This window comes from Desulfosporosinus meridiei DSM 13257, from assembly GCF_000231385.2.
GTDB classification, from domain to species: Bacteria; Bacillota; Desulfitobacteriia; order Desulfitobacteriales; family Desulfitobacteriaceae; genus Desulfosporosinus; species Desulfosporosinus meridiei.
This window is the reverse complement of sequence record NC_018515.1, coordinates 992,703-1,012,179: the sequence shown is the minus strand read 5'-3', so window position 1 is coordinate 1,012,179 and position 19,477 is coordinate 992,703. Positions and strand designations below refer to the sequence as shown.

20 protein-coding genes are annotated in these 19,477 nt (G+C 43.4%); 2 read left to right on the top strand and 18 right to left on the bottom strand.

Annotated features, from left to right (window positions below; all coding sequences use genetic code 11):
• Nucleotides 1-26: 26 nt before the first annotated feature.
• Both DESMER_RS04660 and DESMER_RS04655 read right to left on the bottom strand, forming a co-directional pair.
• Complete coding sequence (locus DESMER_RS04660; protein WP_014901914.1) at nt 27-272, bottom strand: DUF4911 domain-containing protein; 246 nt, start codon at nt 270-272, stop codon at nt 27-29.
• Nucleotides 273-515: 243 nt separating this feature from the next.
• Nucleotides 516-1,778: a peptidase U32 family protein gene (locus tag DESMER_RS04655; protein WP_014901913.1), complete on the bottom strand. Its 1,263-nt coding sequence runs from the start codon at nt 1,776-1,778 to the stop codon at nt 516-518.
• Nucleotides 1,779-2,296: 518 nt separating this feature from the next.
• Between DESMER_RS04655 and trpB the strand changes: the two genes are divergently transcribed.
• Nucleotides 2,297-3,487 (top strand): tryptophan synthase subunit beta, encoded by a 1,191-nt coding sequence (gene trpB / locus DESMER_RS04650; RefSeq protein ID WP_042333381.1) that lies wholly within the window; start codon nt 2,297-2,299, stop codon nt 3,485-3,487.
• Nucleotides 3,488-3,890: 403 nt separating this feature from the next.
• On the opposite strand, the gene mltG is transcribed toward trpB, so the two are convergent.
• The 14 genes from mltG to DESMER_RS04580 all read right to left on the bottom strand — a co-directional run bounded on the left by mltG (nt 3,891) and on the right by DESMER_RS04580 (nt 16,890).
• Nucleotides 3,891-4,910, bottom strand: a complete 1,020-nt coding sequence (gene mltG, locus DESMER_RS04645) for an endolytic transglycosylase MltG (protein WP_014901911.1) — start codon at nt 4,908-4,910, stop codon at nt 3,891-3,893.
• 30 nt (nt 4,911-4,940) lie between these two features.
• On the bottom strand, nt 4,941-6,305 hold the full coding sequence (locus DESMER_RS04640) for a VanW family protein (RefSeq protein WP_014901910.1): 1,365 nt from the start codon (nt 6,303-6,305) through the stop codon (nt 4,941-4,943).
• Between the two features lie 244 nt (nt 6,306-6,549).
• Nucleotides 6,550-6,849, bottom strand: coding sequence for a DUF1292 domain-containing protein (locus DESMER_RS04635; protein WP_014901909.1), 300 nt, complete (start codon nt 6,847-6,849; stop codon nt 6,550-6,552).
• Nucleotides 6,850-6,917: 68 nt separating this feature from the next.
• Nucleotides 6,918-7,334: a Holliday junction resolvase RuvX gene (ruvX, locus tag DESMER_RS04630; RefSeq protein WP_014901908.1), complete on the bottom strand. Its 417-nt coding sequence runs from the start codon at nt 7,332-7,334 to the stop codon at nt 6,918-6,920.
• A gap of 21 nt (nt 7,335-7,355) precedes the next feature.
• On the bottom strand, nt 7,356-8,297 hold the full coding sequence (locus DESMER_RS04625; RefSeq protein WP_014901907.1) for an aldo/keto reductase: 942 nt from the start codon (nt 8,295-8,297) through the stop codon (nt 7,356-7,358).
• 93 nt (nt 8,298-8,390) lie between these two features.
• Nucleotides 8,391-8,645, bottom strand: coding sequence for an IreB family regulatory phosphoprotein (locus DESMER_RS04620; protein WP_014901906.1), 255 nt, complete (start codon nt 8,643-8,645; stop codon nt 8,391-8,393).
• A 77-nt stretch (nt 8,646-8,722) separates the two neighbouring features.
• Nucleotides 8,723-11,350: an alanine--tRNA ligase gene (gene alaS / locus DESMER_RS04615; RefSeq protein ID WP_014901905.1), complete on the bottom strand. Its 2,628-nt coding sequence runs from the start codon at nt 11,348-11,350 to the stop codon at nt 8,723-8,725.
• Nucleotides 11,351-11,705: 355 nt separating this feature from the next.
• A complete protein-coding gene (locus tag DESMER_RS04610) occupies nt 11,706-12,737 on the bottom strand; it encodes an AI-2E family transporter (RefSeq protein WP_014901904.1) in 1,032 nt (343 codons plus the stop codon).
• 176 nt (nt 12,738-12,913) lie between these two features.
• Nucleotides 12,914-13,108 (bottom strand): hypothetical protein, encoded by a 195-nt coding sequence (locus DESMER_RS04605; protein ID WP_014901903.1) that lies wholly within the window; start codon nt 13,106-13,108, stop codon nt 12,914-12,916.
• Nucleotides 13,105-13,599: a PRC-barrel domain-containing protein gene (locus DESMER_RS04600; RefSeq protein ID WP_014901902.1), complete on the bottom strand. Its 495-nt coding sequence runs from the start codon at nt 13,597-13,599 to the stop codon at nt 13,105-13,107. The genes DESMER_RS04605 and DESMER_RS04600 overlap by 4 nt, the downstream gene beginning before the upstream one ends.
• A 75-nt stretch (nt 13,600-13,674) precedes the next feature.
• Nucleotides 13,675-14,811 (bottom strand): tRNA 2-thiouridine(34) synthase MnmA, encoded by a 1,137-nt coding sequence (mnmA, locus tag DESMER_RS04595; protein WP_014901901.1) that lies wholly within the window; start codon nt 14,809-14,811, stop codon nt 13,675-13,677.
• Between the two features lie 7 nt (nt 14,812-14,818).
• Nucleotides 14,819-15,196, bottom strand: coding sequence for a Fe-S cluster assembly scaffold protein NifU (gene nifU, locus DESMER_RS04590; protein WP_014901900.1), 378 nt, complete (start codon nt 15,194-15,196; stop codon nt 14,819-14,821).
• Between the two features lie 17 nt (nt 15,197-15,213).
• Nucleotides 15,214-16,398, bottom strand: coding sequence for a cysteine desulfurase NifS (nifS, locus tag DESMER_RS04585; RefSeq protein ID WP_014901899.1), 1,185 nt, complete (start codon nt 16,396-16,398; stop codon nt 15,214-15,216).
• Between the two features lie 39 nt (nt 16,399-16,437).
• The gene (locus tag DESMER_RS04580; protein ID WP_014901898.1) at nt 16,438-16,890 is read right to left on the bottom strand and encodes an RrF2 family transcriptional regulator; all 453 of its coding nucleotides are present in this window, start codon (nt 16,888-16,890) and stop codon (nt 16,438-16,440) included.
• Between the two features lie 276 nt (nt 16,891-17,166).
• Here DESMER_RS04580 and DESMER_RS04575 point away from each other — a divergent pair, with 276 nt between their 5' ends.
• A complete protein-coding gene (locus DESMER_RS04575; protein ID WP_014901897.1) occupies nt 17,167-18,465 on the top strand; it encodes a replication-associated recombination protein A in 1,299 nt (432 codons plus the stop codon).
• Between the two features lie 220 nt (nt 18,466-18,685).
• On the opposite strand, the gene trxA is transcribed toward DESMER_RS04575, so the two are convergent.
• Together trxA and DESMER_RS04565 are read right to left on the bottom strand one after the other, a co-directional pair.
• The gene (gene trxA / locus DESMER_RS04570; RefSeq protein WP_014901896.1) at nt 18,686-19,015 is read right to left on the bottom strand and encodes a thioredoxin; all 330 of its coding nucleotides are present in this window, start codon (nt 19,013-19,015) and stop codon (nt 18,686-18,688) included.
• Between the two features lie 27 nt (nt 19,016-19,042).
• Nucleotides 19,043-19,324: a metal-sensitive transcriptional regulator gene (locus DESMER_RS04565; RefSeq protein ID WP_014901895.1), complete on the bottom strand. Its 282-nt coding sequence runs from the start codon at nt 19,322-19,324 to the stop codon at nt 19,043-19,045.
• Between the last annotated feature and the right edge of the window lie 153 nt (nt 19,325-19,477).

The following is a 19,477-nucleotide window of genomic DNA, read 5'->3' as shown; positions in this document are numbered from 1 at the left end:
ATTTTTCTCTCCGTATTACTCAGCATCTAGATAAACTCTATCTCAAAGGGCATTTGTTCTATGGCCTTCTTTAAATCCGGCCAACACTGCTTGGTCGTTTGAATCATGACTTCCCCTAAGGCTCGATCAGTTGTCGTAACAATTCCCAGATGTCCAAGGCCTTCGACAAGCTTATCTAACGTCTGCATTTCCACCCTTTCTAACCGGGCTTTAACAACAACATCCAGACCCAAAATAGGCGGACTTGAGTGCTCAATACTATCAAAATTCATAACCCGTCTCCTTAATCTTCAACACTTTTCGTTACAAACAATTATTATGATAAGTAGGGTTTGCTAACCAAACTCCTTTTCCCTCTTAGAAAACCAGAATCTTACGATTTTTCCGCCCCCATATCCAAATCATACTGTGGGCAATCCCGATAGGGTGGGAGGCTTCTCCTCAGCTTGTACCAAGAATCTTACGCGCGTAAGATTCTTGGTACAAGCCCGGCCGGGTCTACGTTTACTTTTTGACTACTTTTTCTCGCTTTTTGCTCGTCGCAAAATACTGTAAGGCAGGATTTCCCTTGGTACAGTCATCCTTATCTTTTGTTGAGCATGACGAGCCACCTCCATCGGTACCCCTTCAATATCCCACATCTCTTTTACTTCGAAAGACCAACATTCTCCTTGGGGAGTTAAGACTTCTAAGACTTCACCGATCTTAAAATTATTCCTTTGCTCAACCCACGAGATGGTCTCATCAGGTGTCTTAATGATTTGTCCTGCCATTTTTTCTTCAGATAAGTGGACTCCTACAAAATCATAATCTCGAACATAATGAGAGGAAACCAGGTTATGTGAACTGGCACCCGGCTTTCCAAACAGGAAGCCTGGTGAATAATCTCTGTGGCTAACTTTATCCATTTCCTCCAACCATTGTGGAAGCTTTTCCCGAAAGGCTTCTTCCCCTTGCACCCATAAAGTATCGATAGCCTCCCGATAAACTTTAACCGTACTAGCCACATATTGAACGCTTTTCATTCGCCCTTCAATTTTGTAACTGTCAATGTCAATTGGCTTTAACAATGGAAGATGGGGTAAGAGGCATAAATCGTGGGAATTAAACACATAGGTTCCCCGTTCGTCCTCTTCAATCGGAAAAGCAATCCCCGGTCGCTTTTCCTCGACAAGTGCGTAGCCCCAACGGCAGGGCTGAGTACATTCCCCGCGATTAGCATCTCTGCCTGTTAAGTAGTTGCTTAGTAGGCATCGCCCGGAATATGACATACACATTGCTCCATGGATAAAGATTTCTAAGCCCCCATCCACTTTAGCACGTACATCATTCATCTCCTGTAGGGTTAATTCCCGGGCCAAAACCACTCTCTCTATCCCTTGATTCATCCAAAAGCGGACGGAATAGGAGTTTGTATTATTAGCCTGGGTACTTAAATGTAAGGGCAGACGAGGAGCCACTTCCTTAGCCATCATAATAACTCCCGGATCAGAAACAATGGCAGCGTCTACTTTCAATTCCTCTAAGTGTTTGAGGTAGGACGGAAGCTCTGCAAAATCCGGCTCATGGGCAAAAATATTAACCGTTACATACAGCTTTTTCCCCAGACCATGGGTCCAGCTAACCGCTTGCTCCATTTCCGCCCAACCAAAATTTCCGGCGTAAGCTCGCAGACCAAAGGCCTGCCCCCCCATATATACTGCGTCCGCTCCATAGGCAAGCGCATATTTTAACTTTTCCATATCTCCTGCAGGAGCCAATAGTTCCGGTTTTTTCATATATATTCCCCTAACTAACTTTAAGCTTTAATCGTTTTTCTATTTCACTATAGTTTAACATCAATGGATAGTACCTTATTCAACCTGTTCGAAGTAATAAGATCAAACAGAAAAAATCTTTTACATAACACCCCTTGACGAAGTGCCTTCTGACATATTACAATACAGAAAATTAACATGCAAGACAATGAAGAGAATTAGTAAGTTTTTTGAGGACTGTTTTAGCGAGTCAGAGCAGGTGGGAGTCTGATACATGTCCCGTAGACTGAATGGATCTCGGAGTCGTAATCCGAACACCCTTTAAGTAAGTAGGTGATACCGGGGGTTTCCCGTTACAGAGACACGGATATCGAGAGGCTTACTCTCCGCATCTGCTTACTTGTTGCCGAGAACCTACTCCGTATCTAAGATCCCGATATGGGTAATATACATTTGTATGTCCCATACAAAAAGGTGGCATAATGGAAATTAACTTTCTGTCCTTTGAAGGACGGAAAGTTTTTTAGTTTTAAAAGAAGATGGAGGAATCAACCATGGAAAAAGGATATTTCGGAGAATTTGGCGGTAGTTTTGTTCCCCCCCAATTAGAAAATGCCTTAGCTCAATTAGACGATGCTTTCGAAACCCATAAGAATGATCCGGATTTTAATCAGGAGCTTGACTACTATTTACGGCAGTATGTAGGCCGCCCCAACCCTCTCTACTATGCCAAAAAGCTTACTCAACAATTAGGTGGTGCTAAAGTATACCTGAAACGTGAAGACCTTAACCATACCGGGGCCCACAAGATTAATAATGTTCTTGGTCAAGCATTGCTGGCGAAACGTATGGGAGCTAAACGGGTCATTGCTGAAACCGGTGCCGGACAACACGGCGTAGCAACAGCAACAGCATGCGCTCTCTTTGACATGGAATGCATTATATATATGGGAGAAGAAGATACCAAGCGCCAATCCCTCAACGTCTTCCGCATGGAACTCCTGGGGGCAAAAGTTGTCCCGGTCACATCGGGAACACGTACTTTAAAAGATGCTGTGGATGCAGCCTTAGAGGACTTTGCCGTAAATTATGAGAACACCTTTTACATGCTGGGTTCGGCAGTAGGCCCCCATCCTTTTCCTTCACTTGTCAAACACTTCCAAGCAGTTATTTCCCGGGAAGCACGCCAGCAAATACTCGAGGCCGAAGGAAAACTTCCTGATGTAGTGATGGCCTGTGTCGGCGGCGGCAGCAACGCTATCGGTATGTTCGCCAATTTCTTAGAAGACTCCTCCGTTAAACTCATAGGAGTTGAGCCGGCAGGTTTAGGTCTGGAAACCGGCAAACACGCTGCTCCTCTGTCCGCCGGAGCTCCCGGAATCGTTCACGGCTTTAAATGCTACGTTATGGCAGACGAAAACGGAGAACCTCTGGCCACCCACTCCATATCCGCCGGCCTGGACTATCCCGGCGTTGGACCGGAGCATAGTTATCTGAAGGACAGTGGTCGTGCAGAGTATGTAAGCATCACTGACACCGAGTCCCTGGAAGCCTTCCACCGACTTTCCCGAACAGAAGGTATCATTCCTGCCCTGGAAAGCGCTCATGCTGTAGCCTACGCCCTGAAACTTGCTCCAACCATGAACCCCAATGAAATTATCATCGTTAATATCTCCGGTCGCGGTGACAAAGATGTTGAACAAATCTATCAACTAACTCATAAATCTTAGCCCTTCTAATCTGTTAACTGATTACGACTAACGCCCTAAAGAGTCCCGCCAAAGGAGGCGGATCGACCAAGTCAGTCTAAACTTGACTTGAGAGGTATTAACCCCAAACTAACCATAGCCGTTCAAGATGGTCAAAAGCGCTGGGTTACAGAGGCTCCACCCAAGAGGTTCCTTCAAGCATTCCTTAAACTTCCCACAAAGCAGAGATGACTTTTGCAAAGTGAATCCCGTTAAACGGAGTTGCGTCCGGCGAACGCCGATGTTAAAACATGAAAACGCTATGGTTAACTTGCAGAAAGCAGAAGGGTTTAGCGTTTTCGTTTTAACATCCAGTGAGCAGCAACGGAGTTTCGGGTGAACGTGCAAAAGTCATCTCGCTTGCCATACCATCTCGCTTTCACCCTCACTGATACAACTCAACATTCTTCAGATGCTCAGCATAGGTCTTCGCGAACACATGGTAACCATCCTTTTTGGCGACATAGTAGCGAAAATCTGTCTGAGCTGGATTCAATACAGCTTGCAACGAGGCATGCCCCGGGCTGGCGATGGGTCCAGGCGGGTAACCGGCATGCAGATAAGTGTTATAGGGTGAAGGAATCTGCAAATCCTGGTAGGAGAGTTTAGGCTTGGGTGTACCCAGCAAAAACTGAATTGTAGCATCTATCTGAAGAGGCTGGTTAATCTTTAAGCGGTTAAACAAAACTGAAGCAATTAAGGCCCGATCCGATTCTCTTACCGCTTCCTTTTCAATTAGAGATCCCAGGATAACCCATTGAGCAACAGACAACTTCATAGCAACAAGCTGTTGCTGAACCTCCGGGGTTAGTTCTTTGGCAAATTGCCGCAAGAGCAAATCAATAGCTTCATGAGGAGAAGTTTCAACTGGGATGTCATAGGTATTTGGAAATAAATATCCTTCTAAGCGGTGGATCCCTTGAGGCGCATCCTTTAGAAATTCATACGGAAACGAATCTTCCGTAACAACTTTAGTTAACTCCCCTTTACTCCCTATTCCTTTTTGCACCAAAAGCTCAATAATCTGTTCAGTAGTATACCCTTCCGGAATTGTCACCATATTGGTATCCACAGAAGTTGAACCACTAATTAGGTGCTCTATCATTTCCTTAGGAGACATTGTGGGGGCTATCTGATAATCCCCTACATATAGTTTAAAATCATCTCGACGTTCACGGGCCAAGAGTTGGAACATCTCCGCGCTGCGGATGAGCTGACGCTCTTGCAATTCCCTAGCTAATTGCGCCGCAGTTGTTCCCGGAGAAATGGTAATTTTCACACTGTTTCCCGAGGTGGAGTAAGGCTTTGTTGCCCAACTCCACCAAGATAATACTCCAAAGCCCCCGACCACGGAAAGAAGAATAATCCACGTCAATATTCCCATGGTCTTCTTTTTTCTGGCCATTTCTCACTCTCTCTTTCTCTATCTCGAACACTATGTTCCTACGCGGAAAATGCGATTTGTCGGAGCATATGAATCCCGGCCAAGAAATTTCTTGGTTTCACTGCCACTCTCATCTCGGATAACCTGCCAAGTATTTACTACAATCCCTTTAACACCACCTTGGTCTCGAACGACTCGACCTTTGGGAAGCTTAGGATCGAGCCGCCTTTTTGTTGTATAAGGGATTTCTCTCTCTACTTGTCGTTCAATTCGAACAGTATTACCAGTCTTCTTACCCCAAATCCTAACTGTTAAGACTCCAGATTTTACTTCAGTTCGTAGATATGCTAAACTCTGGGAGTTATTTTTAAATTTGAAATCAATATTGGGATAGTTAACGGTTGCATCTTGTCCGGGAGGCACATAACCTACAACAACAGCATGAGGCATACGTTCAACAATTTCTAAATTACTTAGTAATACTGCATTGTATAGTGTAGAAGATACTTGGCAAATACCCCCGCCGGTTCCTTTGACATATTCGCCATTTATTAATACATAAGCTTCCTTATACCCGGTTCCCGGTTCCCGAGGCCCTACAACCTGGTTAAAGGAAAGAGTCTCACCGGGCTTAAGTAATTTGCCATCCAAGGCTTTAGCAGCTGCAGTCAAGTTTGCGGAACGATTCTGCTCCTTGACTAGAAAATTTGTTGAAAATTCGCCAATGATAGAATCAAAAGCTAAATCTTTAATAGACTCTGTTGTGACCGCAGGTGATACTTCAGCCATGGGAATTTCAATCCGTGTTGGAACTTCACTGAGTGATAGGTTTTCAATCTTACTTATTAATTGTTCAACATCAGCCCTTCGACCAGGTTCTGATGGCTGTATAACTACCTTATCCTTCTCAATCTTATATGCAGCATCTTTGGCCGGTGTATTAAATTTCGTAAGCTTTTCTTGAAGTTTTTGACTGGCAACCTCTGAGTTAACTTTAAAGACGCTGGGCTGAATAGTTCCTGGGTTAGTCTGGGTTTGATCAATAGTCTTTTCAGTATCAACTTCAAACCCTATGTCAGTTAAAGTCAAAGGAATCTCTGTATTATTGTACAACAGTACACGGGTTTCTTCCAGCTTGTCCTTTGCCCAATTCTCAATCTTAGTAGATGCCTCAACTAAGGGAGTCCCACTTAAATCTAAATCGTCAATTTTACTCCCCTCTGGCATAACCGAATTTAGTGTTTTAGCTTTAGCCACTTGATTATCTTGAGAAATTTGTTTATCAGGTACCTGAGACGAAGAATAATCAGGTGTATGATCTAGTGAATTACAACCACTAAACAATGAAATACAAAGAATGCTTAAAAAGAACAGATAACTTAATTTCCTATTTCTAAAACACTTTATTTTCTTCACCCCCTCTTTTTTAATTAGTCTTTCCTTTGAGTTTTTTGTTTATCTAAGAATCTCGTAGAACTAACAGCTTTTGACTCGTGAAAGTATTGGAAACAGAGTTTTATTAATCCTTTGCTGATTGTTTAAGGAAGAGACAATTAAATACTGCTGAATTTTCTTATCAAGAAAAAAACAAAGAACTCGCTGAGTTATACTCAACGAGTTCTTTGTTACCGTTCATTTAAGATTAATAAATAAGCCCGAATTAATCTTCTTCTGATTCTACTAGGTTTTCCCAGGCGTCAGCTACTTTTTCCCACTCTTCGTCGTCTTCGATGTCAAGCAGCATTTCTCCACCTTCAGCATCTTTACCAAGTTTAAGGATAATTGCCTCATCTTCCTCGGATTCATCCTCTGAAATAGGCATTAAAACAAAGTATGTAGAGCCGTCTAGTTCCAATGTGTCTAGATGAAGAAACTCATGGTCTTTTCCTTCATCATCTGTGAGAATGACAGTGTCAAACTCTTCAGCATCATGCTCATGGTCATGTGGATGGTCAGTCATATGATTCACCTCTTAATTAAAGACTATGGTCATTGTACTATTGTAGGTAATGATTGTCAAATATCGGCCTAAGTTTTCTTCATTTGCCGACTGTCCAGGTACCCTTGAAGAATAAACACCGCTGCCATTTTGTCGATCACGTTCTTACGTTTGGAGCGAGACATATCGGCTTCTAACAGAGTCCTCTGGGCAGCAACCGTACTTAAACGTTCATCCCATAGCTTGACTTCAAGTCCAAACTTCGACCGTAGAACCTCCGCAAACTCCTCGGTCAAAGTACATCTAGGCCCTATAGTTCCATTCATGTTCTTTGGATAACCAAGGGCAATCTCCATAACCTCATATTCCCGAATCAGTTCTTCTAACTCATCAAGTTCCTTATTGGATCGCCTAATCGTTTTAATCCCTTGGGCCGTCCAAAATAATGCGTCACTAATGGCCACACCGATTGTCTTAGACCCAAAATCCAATCCCATAATCCGCACAGGATTCCCTCCTAAATTAATCTAAACAATTTTTAGGCAAAAATGCGGACATGCCCTCCCGCAATACCCACACAGCACACATGCTTCAAGGTTAACCACTGCAGTCTCTTCAATGCTCAAAGCGCCTTGAGGACAGGCCTCAACGCATAATCCGCAGCTTTGACACCAATCAGCAATAAAAAGTTTTCGCTCTCTATGTCTGACCTTTTTTTGCAAACTTTCAGGGACTTCTTGCCCTTCTATTAAAAGCAAATTATAGTCCACTTCTGCCTGACTGGACATTCCTAAAGCAATTCCCTGAACACCTGCAATACTTTTTATAAAGTCGATGGCTTTTTTAGGATCCCTCGTTAAATGCCCGCCGCCAAAAATCTTCATTGCATATATCCCAATGCCCAAATCTGAGGCAAAGGCAATGGCGTCCAACATTTCACTCAACGTCCCATCAATAATTCCCAGACCCTGATAATTTAAGATTGGGTGAATTACATCCAGACCGGGCAATAAGGCACCAGCCCGGACCCCTTCAATTGCGTGAGTGGAAATGCCGATCCAACGTACAATTCCTTTTTCCTTCGCTCGCCGGAGTTCTTCCCAAGCCCCCGAGTGTCCTTTTAATGTCAAGGCACTTTCCTGTTCATGAAGCAAGAAAAAATCAAGAGTATCCCGATTAAGAGCAGTTCGTGCCTTCTCTAAACTTATGTTCATTTCCTCAGCCGTAACAGAATAAGATTTGCTAACAATCCGGACTTCAGGGTGATGCTTAATAGCTGCAGCTATTTGTTCATAGTTATCATATATTTCCGCAGTGTCAATCCAATTAATCCCTTGTTCAAAGGCATACCGCAGAACCGAAACTCCCTCCTCTGCGGTTAGACGGCCTTGTAAGGGAGATACAGCTAAACTTCCAAAACAGACCTCTGAGACATCTGCTCCCCATAACCCTAACTTAACTTGACGCATTATAGCCTCCTCTGGTGCGAGGCACACATCGCACTTCAATGCTTCGTAAAGTTTAAACCCTCACCACATTGAGTGAGGGTTCTAACTCCAGCGCTATTTTTCTTGTAAATAGGTTCTTACCAGTTCTTCGATCAGCTCAAAGCGTTCAAGTTTACGAATCATTGATCTCGCCTGATTATGGCTGGTAATATACACAGGGTCGCCAGACATGAGATAACCAACCATTTGATTAATTGGATCATACCCTTTCTCCTGTAAGGCAGCGTACACCTTCTGTAGTATATCCCGGGCAGAAATCTCTTCTTCCACCACAGCCTTAAACATCATGGTTTCTTCCATTCGATCCATTTCCTGTCCCCCTTTCGCCTTTCGTCCTGACTTTTCCTATTAACTGTAGATATTCTGTTTATCGAGAAGATTCTCCTCTATTTATTAAGAAAACCTCGGAGAAGACTTGGAACTTTATCGATGGCTTCTCCTAATTTACTAGGATCTTTACCACCGGCTTGAGCCATATCCGGCTTTCCGCCGCCGCCCCCGCCGGTTATTTTTGCTACTTCCTTTATAATCTGTCCGGCATGGAGCCCACTTAAACCTGTTGGGCTCACAGTCGTTACAAAGTTTACCTTTCCTTCACTGGCAGCCCCTAAGACGATAACTCCCGATTTCATCTTATCGCGTAATAAATCCGCCATTTGACGAAGGCCTTCCATGTCAGGAGCATGCACTTGAGCTGCAATAACGGTAATTCCATCAATCTCAGTCGCTTTATTTAACAACCCATCAACTTCATTCTTAGCCAACTTTGCTTGCAGTTGACTAATTTCTCGTTCAAGCTCCTTCATTTGAGTCATTAAAGTGTTAACCCTTTTTCCAATCTCTAAGGGCTGTGCTTTTAGAGACTGAGAGACTTCGCTTACCTGCTCATCAAGAGAACGTAGATATGCCAAAGCTTCTAAGCCGGCAACAGCCTCAATCCGGCGCAGGCCGGCTCCAATTCCACCTTCGCTGAGGATTTTCACAAGTCCTATTTCCCCGGTATTGCTTACATGGGTTCCCCCACACAGTTCTTTGCTGAAGGATCCCATGCCCACTACTCGCACACTCTCTCCGTATTTCTCTCCAAAAAGTGCTGTAGCACCGCTTTCTTTAGCCTCTTTCAAGGACATTTCCGTCGCCTTAACAGGCATATTCTTTAGAACTGCTTCGTTAATCAGCCCTTCAACTGCCCTTAGGCTATCCGGCGTCAGAGGAGAAAAGTGGGTGAAGTCAAACCGCAAGCGTTCCGGGCTTACTAATGACCCCGCCTGCTGAACGTGTTCTCCTAATACTGAACGCAGAGCCGACTGCAGAAGGTGTGTCGCACTGTGATGTCTGGTGGTAGCTAAGCGGTCCGTGTTATCAATTTCCACTTCTACAGGTTCACCAACATGAAATACCCCGGTCTTAACCTCGACTCGATGATATAAAGTTCCTGTCACGCCCTTTTTAACGTCGAGGACACGTGCTTCCGCCCGGGGGGTTCGAATTAGGCCTACATCAGAGACCTGACCGCCGCTTTCGGCATAGAATGGAGTCTCTGTAAGGAAAACCAGCACTTCTTCGCCCTCACCAGCATCCTGTACCTCCTTGCCGCTGACAAAAAGGCCCTCTATTCGTGTAGATAAAGCTACTTTATCATAGCCAACAAAAGGTGTCGCCCCCAGAGATTTTGCCTTTTCTACAACCTCTGTGCTCTCAACTACTGCACGCATCTGTTGCGACTGTTCTTTAGCCCGCAGGCGATGTTCCTCAGCAGCAGTTTCGAAAGTTACCATGTCGACAGACAAACCTTGTTCTACCAGCATTTCCTCGGTTAATTCCACAGGGAAGCCATATGTTTCATATAAATAAAAAGCATCAGTTCCGGATAATACGTTTTCCCCTTTTTCAACAAGCCCTCTGACCTTCTCCTGTAATAACTGAGTGCCTTGCTCTAAGGTTGCCTGGAAATTCTTTTCTTCTAAATTCAAGTGGCTTAAAATGAAATTCTCATTCTCTTTAAGTTCCGGATAAGCATGAGCATAGTCTCTTTGAATAATTCTAAAGGCCGATTCCAGGAATGGTTTATCAATTCCTAAGAGCTTAGCAAAGCGGACAGCACGACGTAAGATACGACGCAGAACATACCCTCTACCTTCATTATTTGGACGTATGCCGTCTGAAAGCATAAAGGAAACCGCTCGGACATGGTCAGATACAACTTTAAGAGCTAAGTCATTCTTAGCATTCTCTTTATATTTAACCCCTGCCAAGGCAGCTACATGATCGATAATCGGCCGGAATAAATCCGTATCGAAATTTGTTTCCACACCCTGCATCACAGAAGCAATTCGCTCTAAGCCCATCCCGGTATCAATATTTTGCTTAGGGAGAGGAGTCAATACCCCTGCCTCATCGCGGTTATACTGCATAAAGACCAGATTCCAGATTTCCAGAAAACGATCACAATCACACCCTATAGCACAACCTGGTTTGCCACACCCTCTGGCTACACCGAGATCGACATAAATCTCCGAACAAGGGCCACAAGGACCAGTCGGCCCGGCTGCCCAAAAGTTCTCCGGATCACCTACGATGCGATCAGATTTAACACCTGCTTTTTCCCAGATCTCTCTTGCCTCAATGTCTTCAGGGTATATTGTGATCCATAGTTTTTCGACAGGAAGCTTTAAGACCGTGGTTATATACTCCCAGGCCCAAGGAATTGCTTCCTTTTTAAAGTAATCGCCGAAGGAGAAATTGCCCAACATTTCAAAGTATGTATGATGACGAGCGGTTTTACCTACTTCTTCGAGATCCGGAGTACGAACGCACTTCTGAGCAGTCGTTGCTCTTGGAATGGGTGGTTCAACTTGGCGTTGAAAATATGGTTTAAAAGGAACCATGCCTGCAACTGTTAACAACAAGGTCGGATCATCTTTGGGAATAAGTGATGCACTAGGTAAGATTGTGTGTCCTTTTGCCTCGAAGTACTTAAGAAACATGTCCCTTAATTCATTACCAGAATACAATTATGAACACCCCTTTAAATTCAATAATAAAGAAAACTTGGCTGGCGCCCGGAGACACTGTCTTCGCACGAATTAGCATTCTTGCAGCCGCAGGCGAAGGCGGCAGCCTTAGTTGCACTTATGCTTAGACGAAGACACTGTCTTCGCACGGGTTAAACCTTCTTGCAGTTTATAACGTAAGTTTATACTTTCTAATAGTAAAAAAATAATCTCTCCCTTTAAATCAGGGACGAGATTTTTTCGGGATCACCCTGCTATCTTTCGGGCTATCGATACTTTTAACTTTCTCACTTAAACTATAAAATTTCCATTGTTTATCAAGTATATACAGTGGATGTCTTATTTGTCAACTAGATTAAACTTTTGTTGACACCAGCCGAAAATAAATATGTTTAAAAACAACTCGAATAACCGCAGCCAAAGGAACCGCTAAAAACAAGCCCCAAAAACCGGCAATCTCTCCAAAAGCTAAGAGGGCAAATACAATCCAGAGAGGATGAAGACCGACACTGTCACCCATAAGCTTTGGTGATATTACATTTCCCTCCAGTTGCTGGACAAAGAAAATAATCAAACCTACCTTTAAAGCCATAACCGGGGAATGGGTTAAGGCCAATAGTACCGCAGGAACCGCTCCAATAGCCGGCCCAAAATAAGGAATGAGGTCAAAAACTCCACAGATAAGTCCGATTAAGAGGGCATAATCCATTCCAACCAACCTTACACCTATGCCTATAAGAGTCCCCACGATTATGGCGACAAATAGATCTCCTCTTAAATACTGCCTGACAACATGGTTAATATCTTGCCATAACCGTCTCCATTCCATCCTCCAGCGTTGGGGGATAATCCGGAAAAACCCTTCTCTTAAGTCCTTCCAGTCAGCCAAAAAATAGATGGCAATCACCGGTGATAGCATGTAAAGAGTCACTGAGGATAGTGCTTTGGGCAAATTATCTAAAAAAAGATTAAGTCGGTCAGCAAGAATACTCTCCCCTTCAACCAAATGTTCATCTAAGACGAGGGCAACCCGACTAGGTAAACCTGTGGCCTTGAATTGGTTTCTAAATTCCTCTATAGTATCCGTAACTGACTGAATCGTCTGAGGCAAGATTACTACTAATTTACTCAGTTCATTATATATTATAGGAATCACCAAAAAAATAGCCGTAGCACAGCAAGTAATGATTAAGATAAAAACAAGGGCAATGGCTTTATTTCGGCTTATTTTATAACCCTCAAGAGCATTCACTAATGGATTTAACAAATAAGCAAGCACAAAAGCCAAGAAAAACGGACCGAGAATTGCTCTTACCCTGAAAAGAATCAACATCCCCAGCAGGGAACATATTCCTACGAAAATCCACTTATAATTCTTAGATTTCATAAGCCAAGAAAGCACACTTCCTTTCAAGGTTCTAACAAAAACTCAAACCTCTATTTGACATTGAAGACAAAAGGCCTAAAGGCCTTCCTAAAAACAAGAGAGCTCTTACAAAAATCAAAAAGCGCGCGATGCGCGCTTTTATTATCCATAGGATAAGTGAAATAAATATAAACAAGTCACTCAATAGCAGCACAAGAAACATTTGGATTAAGGCTTGGATCATCCCAGGCAACTAGAGAACCGTCCTCAGCCAAATCATATATAACCACTTTATCTGTTTGGGTAGCAAACTCAACACAGCAGTCCCAACAATAAAACTGCTCAACGCCAACTTTCCCTATAGCTCTTCCACCGCAAACCGGACAATTCATGATCGCATTCCCCCTTCATTTGCTTGATCCAAGGGGGATACTTGGTTATCAACAATTAAGATATCTTTTCCATCGATCATAACATGCGGCTTCAGAATCGTTCCCCGCCCATGAAGCAGGTCAGAGAAAAGACCGTCGGAAATCTCGAATCCAACCATTTTTTCTATGGAATCATCAAGAAAAACATCTTCAATTGTACCTCTTGCGTCTCCACCTTGAGTATAGACTTCATTACCTACTTTGTCAGACCACCGTGTCCCCTTAAGTTCTTCTATAGTCTTTTCATTAACAGTAAGGGCGTCCTTGCCAACAGTCACAATAGCCTTCCGAGGAATACCTTTCGCAGAGTGGAAAAAGTGCCCACCTTCCAGGAGAACTCCGACTACCTCATCTCTATCATTGTCAAGAACCAGATCATGTACCCAACCTATAGAATTTCCACTCTTTAAATCCAAGACTGGTAATCCGACAATCTCACGAGAGCGTCTCATCGTTCTTCCACCTCGCTGAAAATAATTTCTATCTATACTCTGCCCTGCTACATCAAACTTTATTCATACCTAAGTCTAATCACGAACCACGGACTTCGAACCTCGATCTCGGCCCCGAGGATCAGAGATAATCTTCCCCCCGCCAACCACTAAGTTTCCTTGATAAAAGACCACTGCCTGCCCCGGAGTCACTGCACGCTGAGGTTCATCGAATTGAACCATTACTCCATACCCTGATCCGATTTCTCCCGGAATAATTGTAGCCGGCGCACCAGATGAGTTATAACGAATTTTAGCATGGACTTTTATAGGTTCGGTTAACTCAGGTATAGATATCCAATTAAGATCCTCGGCCCAAAGGGTATCTGTGAAGACATCCTTATCTTCACCTAAGACCACCTCATTACGCTCAGGATTTAGTCCGACGACAAACATTGGCTTACCAAAGGTAACTCCTAGACCTTTTCTCTGTCCAACGGTGAAATGGATTATACCTTCGTGCCGACCCAGCTTTTTTCCTGCCAGATCAACAAAATCACCGGGCTTAATAGGAATTTCCGAGCGTTCCTTTAGAAAAGAAGCATAATCATCGTCAGGGATAAAACAGATCTCTTGGCTTTCAGGTTTATCTCCCACACCAAGGCCACGTTCTCTGGCCATTTCCCTAATATGCTCCTTTTTGTAATCCGCTAGAGGGAATAAGGTATGTTTAAGCTGTTCTTGGGTCAACATGTACAGAGCATAGGTCTGATCCTTGCGTTGATCTGCGCTTCTGCTTAAAAGAAAGCGTTCACTGTTCGGATCCCTAAGCACCTGGGCATAATGACCGGTTGCGATAAACTCAGCTCCTAATCCACGAGCTTTTCGCAGCATCTCTCCAAATTTAACATGCCTATTACAGGCCAAGCAAGGATTTGGGGTTTCTCCATAGAAATAAGACTGGGTGAAATAATCTACCACAGTCTCCTTAAAATAAGAACGAAAGTTCATGACGTAATGGGGAATTCCAAGTATAAAAGCAACTCTTCTGGCATCATCGATAGCCGAGTTAGAGCAACAACCCCCTTCGACTTCTGGACCTGTTGGATCCCAGATCTGTAAAGTAACCCCAATCACGTCATAGCCTTCTTCTTTGAGCAAAGCGGCGGCCATGGAACTATCCACACCGCCACTCATACCCACAACAACTTTAGGTTTTGCAGCCAGAGTCATTTTTCATCTATTCCTTTTTTTGATGATTATCGCGATAATTTTCGATAGCTTTATGCAGGGCATCCGCAGCCAAATTAGAGCAATGCATTTTCGACTCGGGAAGTCCCCCCAGCGCTTCAGCTACAGCTTTATTGGAGATTTCCATTGCTTCATCAATGGTTTTTCCCTTAACCATTTCAGTCACCATGCTGCTGGTTGCAACTGCAGCTCCACAGCCAAAGGTTTTAAATTTTACGTCTTTAATAATGTCCCCTTCGATATCTAAATATATACGCATAATGTCCCCGCACTTGGCGTTCCCTACTTCCCCCACACCGTCTGCATTTTCTAACTCCCCTACATTCCTGGGATTTGTAAAATGATCCATTACTTTTTCTGTATACATTTCTTCCTCACTCCTTATTATACATGTTTTGAACGAACAACCTGATCATATAGGGGAGACATCATTCGCAACCGCTCCACAATCTTAGGCAATTGTTCAAGGACATAGTCAATTTCTTCTTCTGTATTTTGACGCCCAAGGGAAAAACGCAGTGAACCATGGGCGATCTCGTGAATCAACCCCATACCAAGTAAAACATGGGAAGGATCAAGTGAACCTGAGGTACAAGCCGAACCACTGGAAGCCGCTATACCTAACATATCCAGAGAGAGCAACAAGGACTCCCCTTCAACATAACGAATACTGACATTCACATTATTGGGTAAACGCTTTTCCCCTAAAGGTCCATTAACTTTTACAAATTCAATACGGTCTAAGATACCATTCATTAGTTTGTCACGGAGTTTTATTTGCTTTTGCGCATCTTCAGCCATTCGTTGCCCTGCTAACTCACAGGCTTTGCCAAACCCAATGATTCCCGGAGTATTCTCAGTCCCCGAGCGTCGCTTACGTTCTTGCCCGCCTCCATGAACCAAGGGTACAATTCGTACTCCTTTGCGAACATAGAGTGCCCCTACTCCTTTAGGGCCATAGATCTTATGACTCGATACAGTAAGCAAGTCTACATTCAGCTCATCAACATTAACCGGAATCTTCCCCAGAGACTGAACCGCATCAACATGAAAAACAATTCCATGTTCCTTGGCCAACTTGCCGATTTCTGCAATAGGTTGAATCGATCCAACCTCGTTATTAGCATGCATGACAGTAATTAAAATTGTGTCCGGTCTGATAGCCTTCTGAACGGCGTCAACGGATATTACTCCCTCTTCGTCGACAGGTATAACGGTTAAATCAAATCCGTTTTTTTCCAAATGCTCACAAGTTTCTAGAACAGCGTGATGCTCAATACACGAAGTAATAATATGCTTACCCTTGGTGCGAAGCGCTTCAGCAGTTCCGAGAATCGCCAAATTATCTGCCTCAGTTCCTCCGCTGGTAAATGTAATCTCCTTAGGATTAGCTCCGATTAATTCGGCCACCTGAGTACGGGCTTGCTCTAAAGCTTGTTTAGCTTCCCTACCAAAACCGTGGACACTTGAGGGATTTCCGTACTTTTCCGTGTAATATGTCATCATAACTGAAGCCACTTCAGGGTCAACCGGGGTTGTTGCACTATGATCTAAATATACTCTCCGCATTGGGCTCACTCCCTTGTAATTAACTTTGATGCAAATAGTCTAAATGTAGTACATATATAAGCTTCGATCCGATTCAATCTTTTTGGCATCTTCCAGCATTGTTTCAAGTGTGATTGAATCAAGAACCTCCGCGATGGAATCCCTAACTTTCTCCCAAATTGTCCGAGTGACACAAAACTCAGCTTTAGAGCAAACTTCCGGATCCTCCTCTGACACACAATCAGCCGGGGCAATTGGCCCTTCTAATACACGGATGATATCACCGATTTTGATCTTATCCGGTTCTTTTCCCAATAAGTAACCACCTTGGGCACCTCGAACACTTTTAACCAGCCCAGCTTTACGCAAACCGGAAACAAGCTGCTCCAAATAATGTTCCGATATACCCTGCCTCTCTGCAATGCTTTTCAAAGAAATCGGACCTTCACCCATATGTTGAGCTAAATCAAACATGGCTTTTACGCCATATCGACCTTTGGTCGAGAGTTTCAAACACCCTCACCTCTTTTCCGCGATCTGAACCTTTATTCTTTTTATATTCTTTATTCGTTTATATCTTATTAAAATACTCGGGATTTGTCAAGTCTGATGTTCACTATGCTTCTGAAGTTATCCACTTAATATATTAGCCTAAAATGGAGCTCTTTACTGTGATCTGAGTAACAATTTTTAACGCAAATTCACTTACAATAAGCATTTGTCTGATCCGCATGATATAATTCATCAAAAAGCCTCGGGATGCTTAGAGTATTGAAAGGAACAGTAATCATGGATCTTTTTTCAGCTACATTTAATCAACATCAAGTCGCTCCCCTTGCGGAGCGAATGCGTCCCCGAACACTTGACGAATATATTGGTCAAACTCAAATATTAGGATCCGGAAAACTCCTGCGTCGAGCTATTGAGGCAGACCGGGTTTCATCCTTAATCCTTTATGGACCACCGGGAACCGGAAAAACTTCCTTAGCACAAGTGATTGCTGCTAAAGCAACCTCTCGTTTTGTTCGTATCAATGCAGTTACTTCCGGTGTTAAAGACATCCGCGAAATTATTACCCAGGCAGGAGAGGAACTACATCTTTACGGAAAACGAACTTTAGTATTCTGTGATGAAGTTCATCGCTTCAATAAAGGTCAGCAGGATGCTCTCTTGCCTGCCGTCGAAAACGGAACCATAACCTTCATCGGAGCAACAACAGAAAACCCATTCTTTGAACTAAACTCCGCACTCCTCAGCCGCTCCACGCTTTTTAAACTTGAATTACTTGAACCTTCAGAAATTCGCCTTGGACTGGAGCAGGCCTTAAAGGATACAGAGCGAGGGTTAGGCCAATATCAGGTGGAAATATCCTCTGACGCCTGGGAACATTGGCTCAATTTTGCCAATGGAGATTTACGTCGCGCTCTTAACGCCTTAGAATTGGCGGTTTTGACAACTCCACCGGAAAACGGAATCCGACGAATTAACCTGGAAATTGCTGAAGAATCTATTCAACAACGGGCTATCCGCTTTGATAAATCAGGAGATAATCATTATGACATCATTTCCGCATTTATTAAAAGTATGCGGGGTTCAGATCCTGATGCTGCACTCTATTGGTTAGCAGTTTTATTAGAAGCAGGTGAAGATCCACGTTTTATCGTTCGCCGAATTATAGTCCACGCCTCAGAAGACGTTGGTCTAGCTGATCCAATGGTCATGCTACAAGCCCATGCCGCTGCCAATGCACTTGAGTGGTTAGGTTTACCTGAAGCAAGAATTCCTATAGCTCAGGCAGTTCTGGCGATCACAACAGCGCCGAAAAGCAATAGTGTTGTCACCAGCATCGATAAGGCCCTGAATTATGTAAAAAAACACCCTACCGGAGAAGTACCCGCCCAGCTTAAAGATGCTCACTACCCAGGTGCAGACAAATTAGGGAACGGAAAAGGGTATCTTTATCCCCACGCTTACCCTAATCACTGGGTTGACCAAACCTACCTGCCCTCATCCGCTCAAGGAGAAACCTTTTACGTTCCCTCAGAAATAGGAAAAGATCGTTTTCTGAATCCCAAAGCATCTAAATAAATTAGAAACTCGTCAGCATAGAGTTACGCTTCAGATGAAGACACTGTCTTCTTCACCTATTAGCCTGCTTGGTCTATAACCTTCGTTTTATACTTTGATAGTAAAATAAAAGCGATGCCCAACTTTTTATCGGGCGTCGCTTTTATTCCTATCGTCATTGTGCATTTGAGTAGTTGATTTGCTGCTAATCCTTCTCTAATTAAAGAGGGATCATGCGAAATTAGATATGGGAATCCAGCATTTTTACTAAATCTGCTTTTCCACGGAAGCCAGTGATTTTATCAACCATTTTGCCACCCTTGAAAATTGCCAAGGTTGGGATGCTCATAACTCCATATTGACTGGAAATAGGACCATTCTCGTCGACATTAACTTTACCGATGACAATTTTACCGAGATATTCATCGCCAAGTTCATCGATAACAGGAGCAACCATACGACATGGACTACACCAAGGAGCCCAAAAATCTACCAACACTACTTGCTCAGACTTCAAAACATCTGATTCAAAATTTGCTGTATTAAACGTTTTTACATTCGCACCTGCCATTTTTAATTCCTCCTAATCAGTTATGATTTATTTGATAAATTTCGCGAGCACCCCAATAAGCTCCTCAATTGCAGCTTCTTGATTATTGTTTTCCACGGCATTGCGCATACATCCCCGTGAATGGTGTTCGAAGACAATCGTGCCAACTCTATTCAAGGCAGCGCGAACTGCAGCAACCTGAATCAAGACATCTACACAATACTTGTCACTCTCGACCATACGTTGAATCCCTTTTACTTGGCCTTCAATTTTTTTAAGCCTACGTACAATATCATCTTTGGATTCTGAATAGGGGGTTGAATTCGTCATGCTATGCATCCTCCGATACCCTAAGGGGGTAGCTACAATTAATATTATAGCCAATGCTTCCTTCCGTGTCAACTCTTCACTGACCAATAAACGTCAATAACTTCAGAAGATTCTTCATATCGCTACAAAGAGTTATTTTGAAATAAAAGACCC

Excerpts from the sequence above, each read along its gene's own strand:
- DESMER_RS04600 (WP_014901902.1), bottom strand. The coding sequence starts at position 13,599 with ATGAGACGCTCTCGTGAGATTGTCGGATTACCAGTCTTGGATTTAAAG.
- DESMER_RS04655 (WP_014901913.1), bottom strand. The coding sequence starts at position 1,778 with ATGAAAAAACCGGAACTATTGGCTCCTGCAGGAGATATGGAAAAGTTA.
- trxA (WP_014901896.1), bottom strand. The coding sequence starts at position 19,015 with ATGGCAGGTGCGAATGTAAAAACGTTTAATACAGCAAATTTTGAATCA.
- DESMER_RS04625 (WP_014901907.1), bottom strand. The coding sequence starts at position 8,297 with ATGCGTCAAGTTAAGTTAGGGTTATGGGGAGCAGATGTCTCAGAGGTC.
- trpB (WP_042333381.1), top strand. The coding sequence starts at position 2,297 with ATGGAGGAATCAACCATGGAAAAAGGATATTTCGGAGAATTTGGCGGT.
- DESMER_RS04605 (WP_014901903.1), bottom strand. The coding sequence starts at position 13,108 with ATGAATTGTCCGGTTTGCGGTGGAAGAGCTATAGGGAAAGTTGGCGTT.
- DESMER_RS04575 (WP_014901897.1), top strand. The coding sequence starts at position 17,167 with ATGGATCTTTTTTCAGCTACATTTAATCAACATCAAGTCGCTCCCCTT.
- DESMER_RS04635 (WP_014901909.1), bottom strand. The coding sequence starts at position 6,849 with ATGACTGACCATCCACATGACCATGAGCATGATGCTGAAGAGTTTGAC.
- mltG (WP_014901911.1), bottom strand. The coding sequence starts at position 4,910 with ATGGCCAGAAAAAAGAAGACCATGGGAATATTGACGTGGATTATTCTT.
- nifS (WP_014901899.1), bottom strand. The coding sequence starts at position 16,398 with ATGCGGAGAGTATATTTAGATCATAGTGCAACAACCCCGGTTGACCCT.
- DESMER_RS04620 (WP_014901906.1), bottom strand. The coding sequence starts at position 8,645 with ATGGATCGAATGGAAGAAACCATGATGTTTAAGGCTGTGGTGGAAGAA.
- nifU (WP_014901900.1), bottom strand. The coding sequence starts at position 15,196 with ATGTATACAGAAAAAGTAATGGATCATTTTACAAATCCCAGGAATGTA.
- mnmA (WP_014901901.1), bottom strand. The coding sequence starts at position 14,811 with ATGACTCTGGCTGCAAAACCTAAAGTTGTTGTGGGTATGAGTGGCGGT.
- DESMER_RS04610 (WP_014901904.1), bottom strand. The coding sequence starts at position 12,737 with ATGAAATCTAAGAATTATAAGTGGATTTTCGTAGGAATATGTTCCCTG.
- DESMER_RS04660 (WP_014901914.1), bottom strand. The coding sequence starts at position 272 with ATGAATTTTGATAGTATTGAGCACTCAAGTCCGCCTATTTTGGGTCTG.
- DESMER_RS04565 (WP_014901895.1), bottom strand. The coding sequence starts at position 19,324 with ATGACGAATTCAACCCCCTATTCAGAATCCAAAGATGATATTGTACGT.